The sequence below is a fragment of the Weizmannia acidilactici genome, assembly GCF_008974225.1.
Lineage (GTDB): Bacteria > Bacillota > Bacilli > Bacillales > Bacillaceae_C > Weizmannia > Weizmannia acidilactici.
This window is the reverse complement of record NZ_BKZR01000042.1, coordinates 19,332-28,355: the sequence shown is the minus strand read 5'-3', so window position 1 is coordinate 28,355 and position 9,024 is coordinate 19,332. Positions and strand designations below refer to the sequence as shown.

The window sequence follows — 9,024 nt, the reverse complement described above, 5'->3', positions numbered from 1 at the left end:
CGGGAATCAGCCTGTTGATTTTTGCCTGGTTGTGTAAATTTTTGCTGTGGCCGGCCTGCTTGCACTTTTTCCTTTCTTCATGGATAATTGAAATAGAACCTCCATGGCATTAGACTATCGAAAATACCAGGACGAAGGAGCTTTTCAAAACGAACAATCTCTTCTGCATGTAAATTCCTATCATCGCATATTTTCATAACAGACTTTTAAATAAAGCGTGTACGATTAATGGAGCGCCATGCAGCGCAGTCTATCATAAAATGATTCAGCAATGTATCAACTAATTGAGGTGTGGGTATGAAATGTATTGTCGGGCTCGGAAATCCAGGGTCCCAGTATGAACGGACAAGACATAATATCGGTTTTGAGGTGGTTAACCTGCTTTCGGAAAGGCTCCAATCCCCTTTTAAACAATCCAAATTTAAGGGGCTTTGTGCAGAAGCAACCGTAAGCGGTGAAAAAGTGCTGCTTTTAAAACCGATGACATATATGAATTTATCCGGTGAGTCCATCAAAGCTGTAATGGATTATTATCGTCTATCCTTCGGGGACTTGCTCGTGGTGTACGATGACCTCGATTTGCCGATGGGAAAGATCCGCCTCCGGCAGAAGGGCAGCGCGGGAGGCCATAACGGGATTAAGTCAACGATCCGGCATCTCGGCACACAGGAATTTAATCGCATCCGCATCGGAATCGGGCGGCCGGATAAAAATGTGTACATTCCCGATTACGTATTGGGCTGTTTTTCCAAAGAAGAATGGGCCACTATGCAAATGGCGGTCGAAAAAAGCGCTGATGCGTGTGAAGCCTGGATCACTAGGCCGTTCCCGGAAGTAATGAATGTGTATAATTAAAGCCTGCCCCAGCATTTTCAGGCGCGAATTTTGCGGCAGTTTTTAAGATCTTTTTTCAAAAAATGAATAACCCCTTTTGAAGGCGCCCATACTATATAAGGACAATGTTGAAAAAAAGGGGGCCGGGGCATGGCAATCCATTACTATTGCCGGCATTGCGGCAAGAAAATCGGTACAATCAGGGAAAATATTGAAGCGGACCGGATGGGGCTGTTCTTTTTAACAGAAGAGGAACGGAAGGAAATGGTTGTGCCCCAGGGAGATGGAAGCGTCCGTATCCAGTCGATTTGCGAAGACTGCCAGGATTTATTTGAACGCGAATCGAAATTTCACGAATACGGTTATTTAATCCAGTAATGCGCTTTGGAAAAAAGTCCAAAGCATTTTTCTGTTTGCTGCGGGCAAAATGCCTGTCCGCTGCTGTGCCTTTTTTCATTTTGATTTTACAAAACAGTTTGAATAATAGAGAAAAGGGAATCTCAGTGAAGAGAGGAGTTGGCAATTTTTGAACGGGATACAACAAATCATACTGGAACACGACGAAATTGACTCAGTGGTCAATGGCATAAAAGCCAGGCTGAAGGAACAGCTCGTTTCCGGTTTGTCCGGTTCGGCAAGGAGCGTGTTCATTGCTTCCATGTACCAAAAAACGGGGCAGCCGGTCATTGTGTTGACTTATAATCTATTACAAGCGCAAAAATTATACGACGACCTTTCGCAATTTGTGGATGAAAATGCATTATTCCTCTATCCTGCCAATGAGCTGATTGCAGCGGAAATGGGTGTAGCGAGCCCTGAACTGAGGGCGCAGCGGATCGAAGTTTTAAATGCGCTTCTTTCGAAAAAAAACTGCCTTGTCGTCGTCCCGATGGCCGGGTTGAGAAAAATTTTGCCACCCAAACCAGTATGGGAAAAGTACCAGCTGTACTTTGAGGTTGGAAAAGAAATACAGCTCGATCATGTTTTGGAAATGCTGGCGGAGATGGGATACAACCGGTCGGATATGGTTGATGCGCCGGGGGATTTCAGCCTGCGCGGCGGGATTCTCGACATTTACCCGCTTACGGAAGAAGATCCAATCCGCATTGAACTGTTTGATACAGAAGTGGACTCGATTCGGACGTTTTCCGCAGATGACCAGCGTTCAAGGAAAAAGCTTTCCGCTGCATCCATCGGCCCCGCCACCGAGTTTTTGGCCGGCCGCGGGATGCTGCAAAAAGCCGCGGCAGCCGTACAAGATGGTTTATCTAAAACGCTTTCAAAAATAAAAGATGAAAAGGTCAAACAAAATCTTGCCCAAAATATCGGTTTTGATATTGAAAAGCTTAAAAACGGGGAAAAGCCCGAACAAATTTTCAAATATTTATCCATTCTTTATGGCCGTCCTGCCAGTTTACTAGATTATGTTGATGAATCCGGCATCTTGTTTCTGGATGAATTCAGCCGCGTGAAGGAAATCCAGGAGCGGCTGGAAAGGGAAGAAGCCGAATGGTATACGGCCATGGTGGAAGATGGGGAAATGATCTATGATCTGTCCGTTTCCCATTCTCTGGACAACCTGCTTGCAGAAAAAAAATTAAAGAAAATCTATTTATCACTGTTTTTGCGGCATATTCAAAACACGAACCCGCAAAACATCGTCAATATCGCCTGTAAGCCAATGCAGACGTTCCATGGGCAGATGCATGTGCTGAAAGCCGAAATCGAGCGCTGGAAAAAAGGGAATTTTACAGTTATTTTTCTTGGTGCAGATGAGGAACGGGCCGAAAAACTGCGGAGTGTGCTGGAAGATTATGAAGTGGAGGCGGCAGTTGTCAGTGCGGGGCAGTCGTTGATCCCCCACCGCATCCAAGTGGCCGAGGGGAGCCTGAACACCGGTTTTGAACTGCCAATGTTTAAGCTTGCGGTCATTACCGAAGAAGAACTTTTTAACAAAAAAGCGAAGAAAAGAGCACGGCGCCAAAAATTGTCCAATGCCGAGCGGATCAAAAATTACTCGGAATTGAATGTCGGCGATTATGTTGTCCATGTCAACCACGGGATCGGAAAATATTTGGGCATCGTCACGCTTGAGATTAACGGTGTCCATAAAGATTACCTGCATATTAAATACCAGGGTTCAGATAAGCTGTATGTGCCGGTCGACCAGATAGACCTCGTCCAAAAATATGTAGGATCGGAAGGCAAAGAACCGAAGATCTATAAATTGGGCGGCAGCGAATGGAAACGGGTGAAAAGAAAAGTCCAGTCTTCCATTCAGGATATTGCGGACGATTTGATCAAGTTGTATGCGGAAAGGGAAGCATCAACAGGATTTGCCTTTTCGCCTGACGGGGATATGCAGCGGGAATTTGAGGCTGCTTTCCCGTACAAAGAAACGGAAGACCAGTTGAGATCCATCCAGGAAATCAAGCGTGACATGGAAAAAAGCAAACCGATGGACCGCCTGCTGTGCGGGGATGTCGGCTACGGCAAAACGGAAGTCGCGATCCGTGCCGCTTTTAAAGCGATTATGGACGGCAAACAAGTGGCTATGCTAGTTCCGACGACCATCCTTGCCCAGCAACATTATGAAACGGTTACGGAAAGGTTCCAGGACTATCCGATCAAAGTCGGGATGTTGAGCCGTTTCCGGACGCGGAAAGAGCAGAATGAAACGATCAAGGGACTGCGCAACGGAACGATTGATATGGTGATCGGCACCCACCGCCTCCTTTCTAAAGATATCCAATTTCATGATTTGGGCCTTTTGATTATTGACGAGGAGCAGCGTTTCGGGGTCAGCCATAAAGAAAAAATCAAGAAACTGAAAACAAATGTCGACGTGTTGACGTTAACCGCGACGCCGATCCCGAGGACACTGCATATGTCCATGCTCGGCGTGCGGGATTTGTCGATCATCGAAACGCCGCCTGAGAACCGTTTTCCTGTCCAGACGTATGTATTGGAGTACAATAATAACATTGTCCGCGAGGCGATCGAACGCGAACTCGCACGGGACGGGCAAGTTTACTTTTTGTATAACCGCATCGAGGATATCGAACGGAAGGCGGAAGAAATCTCCATGCTTGTTCCTGATGCCCGGGTGGCCTACGCGCACGGCCAGATGACCGAAGCGCAGCTCGAAACGGTCATTTTCGGATTTCTGGAGGGCGAATTCGATGTTCTTGTAACGACAACGATTATTGAAACAGGCGTTGATATCCCAAATGTCAATACATTAATTGTGTGCGACGCGGACCGGATGGGGCTTTCACAACTGTACCAGCTGCGCGGGCGTGTCGGGCGTTCCAACCGTGTTGCCTATGCGTATTTTACGTACAAAAAAGACAAAGTCCTTGCGGAAGCGTCGGAAAAAAGGCTGCAGGCGATCAAAGAATTCACGGAACTCGGCTCCGGGTTTAAAATTGCGATGCGCGACCTCGCCATCCGCGGCGCCGGGAACCTTTTGGGCGCACAGCAGCACGGGTTTATCGATTCAGTCGGCTTTGATTTGTATTCGCAAATGCTGAAAGAAGCGATTGAAGCGCGCAAGGGGACGGATGGCGAGGCAGAAAAACTTCCGCCGTTTGAAGTCGAACTGGATATCGATGCATACATTCCGGATGCGTATATCAAAGACGGATACCAAAAAATTGAAATGTATAAGCGGTTCAGGGGCATTGAAACGATGGAAGACATTGAAGAATTAAAAGGAGAGATGATTGACCGGTTCGGCGATTATCCGCAGCAGGTCAGCGACTTGTTTACAATTGCGGAAATGAAAGTATACGCAAAAGATGCGATGCTGTCATCCATTAAACAGAACAAGCAGCTCATTACCATTTTAATGTCCGAAGCCGGCACGAAAATCGTGAACGGCCCGAAAGTGGTGGACATTGTAAAAAAATACGGGCGTTCGGTCGGCTTCGGCATGGACGGCAGCCAGCTGAAAATCACGCTCGATATTAAAAACAGCAAAGATAACCAGTGGCTGTACACGTGCACGGAGATGATCAGGGAACTGCGCGATGCGTTTGAAAAGTCCAAGGAAACGAGCGCTTCGAGATAAGCTCATGTGAAAAAGCATGGAACAAGCTATTTTTGCTTTGCTTCATGCTTTTTTCGTTTGGCCTGCGTTTGGCAGGGGAAAATAGTGGGAAAATAAAGTTAAGAAGTGGTAACACATACATTTACTAGCGGTTGTGCGAAAAAACGATATAGTATGATGTATAGAACTTGCCAAAAGAAAGATACTAATGTCAACGCAGGTAAAGGATTCAAGAGCCATCTGAAGAATGGTTACCAATCATCTGATGAAAGCGAGGCAACTTAAGATGAAAGCAACTGGAATTGTTCGTCGTATTGATGATTTAGGCAGAGTTGTCATCCCGAAAGAGATACGAAGAACGCTTCGTATCCGTGAAGGGGATCCTTTGGAAATTTTTGTGGATCGTGACGGGGAAGTCATTCTGAAAAAATATTCGCCGATCAGTGAATTAAGCGATTTCGCCAAAGAATATGTCGAGGCACTGTATGACAGTTTAACAAGCCCGGTACTCATCTGTGACCGGGACGTGGTCATTGCAGTTAGCGGCGGATCAAAGAAAGACTACTTAAACAAGAACAACGGGGAAGTCATTGAAAAGGCGATGGAGAACAGGACGCCGGTTTTATCAAAAGAAAAAGGGAAAGTGGCATTGGTGGACGGATTTGAAGATGAGATAGCTTCCTACACGATTGCCCCGATTGTGGCAAGCGGCGACCCGATCGGCGCGGTAGTGATTTTTTCAAAAGACCGCACGATTGGGGAAGTCGAACAGAAATCGGCGGAAACGGCTGCCGGTTTTCTCGCGCGCCAAATGGAACAATAAGGTTTTTGCCCAGCCGATTGATTTCCGGAATTTTTCACATCAGTTTGTTGTACGGCTGCACAACCAAAAGGGGATGCCCGGCACAGGGGCTCCTTTTTTGTGTTGATGCCCCGCGAATTTCCGCCAACAAAGCGTGGGGCAGCCCCTTTTAAAGGATCTTCCCCCTTCTTTTGCCTGATATGGTATAATACATAAGATTTCATCATCAGAACGGTGCGATCTATAGTCAGGCGCCAAGTTGAAAGGCAGAAAAGAAGTGCGGCAGGATAAGGATTCGAGAAAGTTTTTTCAAGGCATCATCATTTTAACGGTTTCGTCTATCATGACAAAAATACTCAGTGCGGTTTACCGCGTGCCGTTTCAAAATATTGTCGGCGATGTCGGTTTTTATATTTACCAGCAGGTTTATCCCATTTACGGCATTGTCATTGCCCTGTCGGCATCGGGTTTTCCCGTTGCCATTTCAAAGATGGTGGCGGAAAGGGAAGCAGCCGGGGAAAGTGTCCACCGATCGTTTTTGGCTATGGTGTTTGTTGTGCTGGGCTTATCCGGTTTCGGTTTGTTTCTGGCTGTTTTTTCCACGGCGCCGCAAATGGCTGCCTGGATGGGAGATGAAAAACTTGCCCCGCTCATTCAAACGGTTTCATTCTCCTTTTTATTGATGCCGCTTATTTCGGCCATCAGGGGCCTCTTCCAGGGGCAGGGCAACATGATCCCAACCGCCCTCAGCCAGGTGCTGGAACAGGCCGTGCGGGTCGCGGCTATTCTCCTATTCTCCTTTTGGCTCGTGCACAGCGGCTTTTCCTTGTATGCGGCCGGGCAGGGCGCCGTGTTCGGGTCTGTGCTGGGCGGCGCGGTTTCAACAGCTGTCCTGATAGTTTTATATATAAAGTACGGCAAACGGGAAAAGGGAACAGAATCTTTTCAATGGAGCGGGATCAAAACGGTTGCACGGATGCTGTTATGTGAAGGGGTCGCAGTCTGCATCAGCGGGCTGCTGCTCGTTTTGTTCCAATTTGTCGATTCGCTCCATATTTATGCGTTGCTGAGAGATGCCGGCGTGGGGATGGAAAAAGCGAAAAAGCTGAAGGGGATTTACGACCGCGGTCAGCCGTTTTTGCAGCTTGGAACGGTCGTCGCTTCTTCACTTGCGCTCAATCTTGTTCCCTTGATTACGCTTGAATATCAAAAAGGCCGCCGGCACAATCTTGTTAAGCAGGTGTATTCGGCTTTAAAAATCAGTACAATCATCGGGGCGGGGGCTGCGGCAGGACTGGTGAACATTATGGTATTCGCCAATACGATGTTGTTTGAGAACAGCGAAGGCACCGCCGTTTTGTCTGTGTTTTCCGTGTCCATTTTATTCAGTACATGGATTTTAACGCTGGCCGGAATCCTCCAGGGAATAGGCCGGGTCTATGCCCCTGCCGTTTACATTACAGCCGGTGTCCTTTTGAAATACGCTTTGAACGAATGGTGGGTTCCGCATTTCGGCACAATGGGCGCTGCAGCTGCGACGGTTGTATCTATGCTGTTCATTTCGCTATTATTTATGATAAGATTGGCAAAAGAAAACTTTCCAATGCTGCCGGCCGTGTTTTACGGAAAGCTCTGCCTTTCGCTTTTGGCCATGACCGCCTGCCTACAAATCTGGCTTTTCCTTTTTCACCATTACGGTCTGTCGGGCAGGACGGCAAGCATTCCGGGCGCATTGGGCGGAACGGCAATCGGTGCGGCGGTTTATGTAATGAGTGTGATTGCGTTAAACTTGCTCTCTGAAGAAGAATGGGGGCTTGTGCCTTTCGGAGATAAATTAGCCGGACTCAAACGAAAGAATTGGAGTGGAAAACATGAGCCATAAGATCACGGTCGTCGGGCTTGGAGCGGGGGACATCGGCCAGCTCCCGCTCGGGGTGTATAAGCAGTTGACAGGCGGCCAAACCATTTTTTTACGGACAAAAGAGCATCCTGCTGTTATGGAACTGGAACGGGAAGGGATGGTGTATACCGCCTTCGATGATGTGTATGAACAGCACGGGCGGTTTGAAGAAGTATACGAAGAAATTGCCGCAATTCTTTTCCGGGAAGCGGAACAGCAGGATATACTTTACGCGGTTCCCGGCCATCCGCTAGTTGCGGAACGGACGGTGCAGCTTCTGCTCGAACAAGGCCCGGCAAAACAAACGGAAGTAAAAATCGGCGGCGGGCAGAGCTTTATTGATGCGCTGTTTACAGCCGTCAAAGTGGATCCGATTGAAGGCTTCCAGCTGCTGGACGGCACCGATTTAAAACGGAAAGACATCCGGACGGGCCGGCACCTGATCATCGGGCAGGTGTACGATGCCTTTATTGCTTCTGATGTGAAGCTGACTTTAATGGAAAAGTATCCGGATGAACACACGGTGACGGTTGTCCGTGCTGCCGGAAGCAGGGACGAAAAAGTTACCTGGCTCCCGCTTTATGAACTGGACCGGCAGTTCGAACTGGATAACTTAACAAGCGTCTATGTTCCGCCTTTACAGGGCAGGGATTTAAAGGATTTTTCCGAACTGCGGCAGATCATCGCGGATTTGCGCGGCCCTGAAGGCTGTCCGTGGGATAAGGAACAAACCCATCTTTCGCTGAAAAAATATTTGATCGAGGAGTGCTATGAAGTGTTGGAGGCGATTGATGAAGAAGACGAAGACCATCTCGTTGAAGAACTCGGCGATGTCCTGTTGCAGGTGATGCTGCATGCGCAAATCGGCGAAGATGAAGGCATGTTCGCGATAGAAGATGTGATGGAGGCGCTCGCTTCCAAAATGATCCGCCGCCACCCGCATGTGTTCGGCGATGCGGAGGTGACGGATGCGGAAGAAGTAACCAAAAACTGGGAACGCATTAAAGCCGCCGAGAAACCGGGAACGGGGCGCGAATCGCTGCTGAACGGCGTTGCAAAAGGGATGCCGGCGCTGATCCGTGCATACGAAATCCAGAAAAAAGCAGCCAAGGTTGGATTTGATTGGGAGCATGCTGCCGAAGCACTGGAAAAAGTGAGGGAAGAACTGCGGGAATTTGCGGCTGAAATAGAAAGCGGGCAGCGCGAGAATGAAATAGCGGAATTTGGCGATTTACTGTTTGCAATGATTAATGTGGCACGGTTTTTGCGCATCCATCCGGAAGAAGCGCTAGAACAAACAAACCAAAAATTTATCCGCCGCTTCCATTTCATCGAGCAGCAAGTGAAAAAAAGCGGAAGGGATTTCAGCGATTTTTCATTGGAAGAGCTCAATGCATTTTGGAATTTGGCAAAAAAGGAAGAACGAAAATGAGGTGA

At 48.0% G+C, this 9,024-nt stretch carries 6 protein-coding genes; all 6 read left to right on the top strand.

Features of this window, described 5'->3' with window-relative positions:
• The first annotated feature begins 297 nt into the window (after positions 1 to 297).
• The 6 genes from pth to yabN all read left to right on the top strand — a co-directional run bounded on the left by pth (position 298) and on the right by yabN (position 9,019).
• Positions 298 to 855, top strand: a complete 558-nt coding sequence (gene pth / locus GBH70_RS13605) for an aminoacyl-tRNA hydrolase (protein WP_151681550.1) — start codon at positions 298 to 300, stop codon at positions 853 to 855.
• 129 nt (positions 856 to 984) lie between these two features.
• Complete coding sequence (locus GBH70_RS13600; protein ID WP_151681549.1) at positions 985 to 1,212, top strand: anti-sigma-F factor Fin family protein; 228 nt, start codon at positions 985 to 987, stop codon at positions 1,210 to 1,212.
• Between the two features lie 148 nt (positions 1,213 to 1,360).
• Positions 1,361 to 4,906, top strand: a complete 3,546-nt coding sequence (gene mfd, locus GBH70_RS13595; protein WP_151681548.1) for a transcription-repair coupling factor — start codon at positions 1,361 to 1,363, stop codon at positions 4,904 to 4,906.
• A gap of 265 nt (positions 4,907 to 5,171) precedes the next feature.
• Entirely contained in the window at positions 5,172 to 5,708 is a 537-nt protein-coding gene (spoVT, locus tag GBH70_RS13590) for a stage V sporulation protein T (protein WP_151681547.1), read from the top strand.
• A 238-nt stretch (positions 5,709 to 5,946) separates the two neighbouring features.
• Entirely contained in the window at positions 5,947 to 7,569 is a 1,623-nt protein-coding gene (locus GBH70_RS13585; RefSeq protein ID WP_151681546.1) for a putative polysaccharide biosynthesis protein, read from the top strand.
• Positions 7,559 to 9,019, top strand: coding sequence for a bifunctional methyltransferase/pyrophosphohydrolase YabN (yabN, locus tag GBH70_RS13580; RefSeq protein WP_151681545.1), 1,461 nt, complete (start codon positions 7,559 to 7,561; stop codon positions 9,017 to 9,019). The genes GBH70_RS13585 and yabN overlap by 11 nt, the downstream gene beginning before the upstream one ends.
• Positions 9,020 to 9,024: the final 5 nt, after the last annotated feature.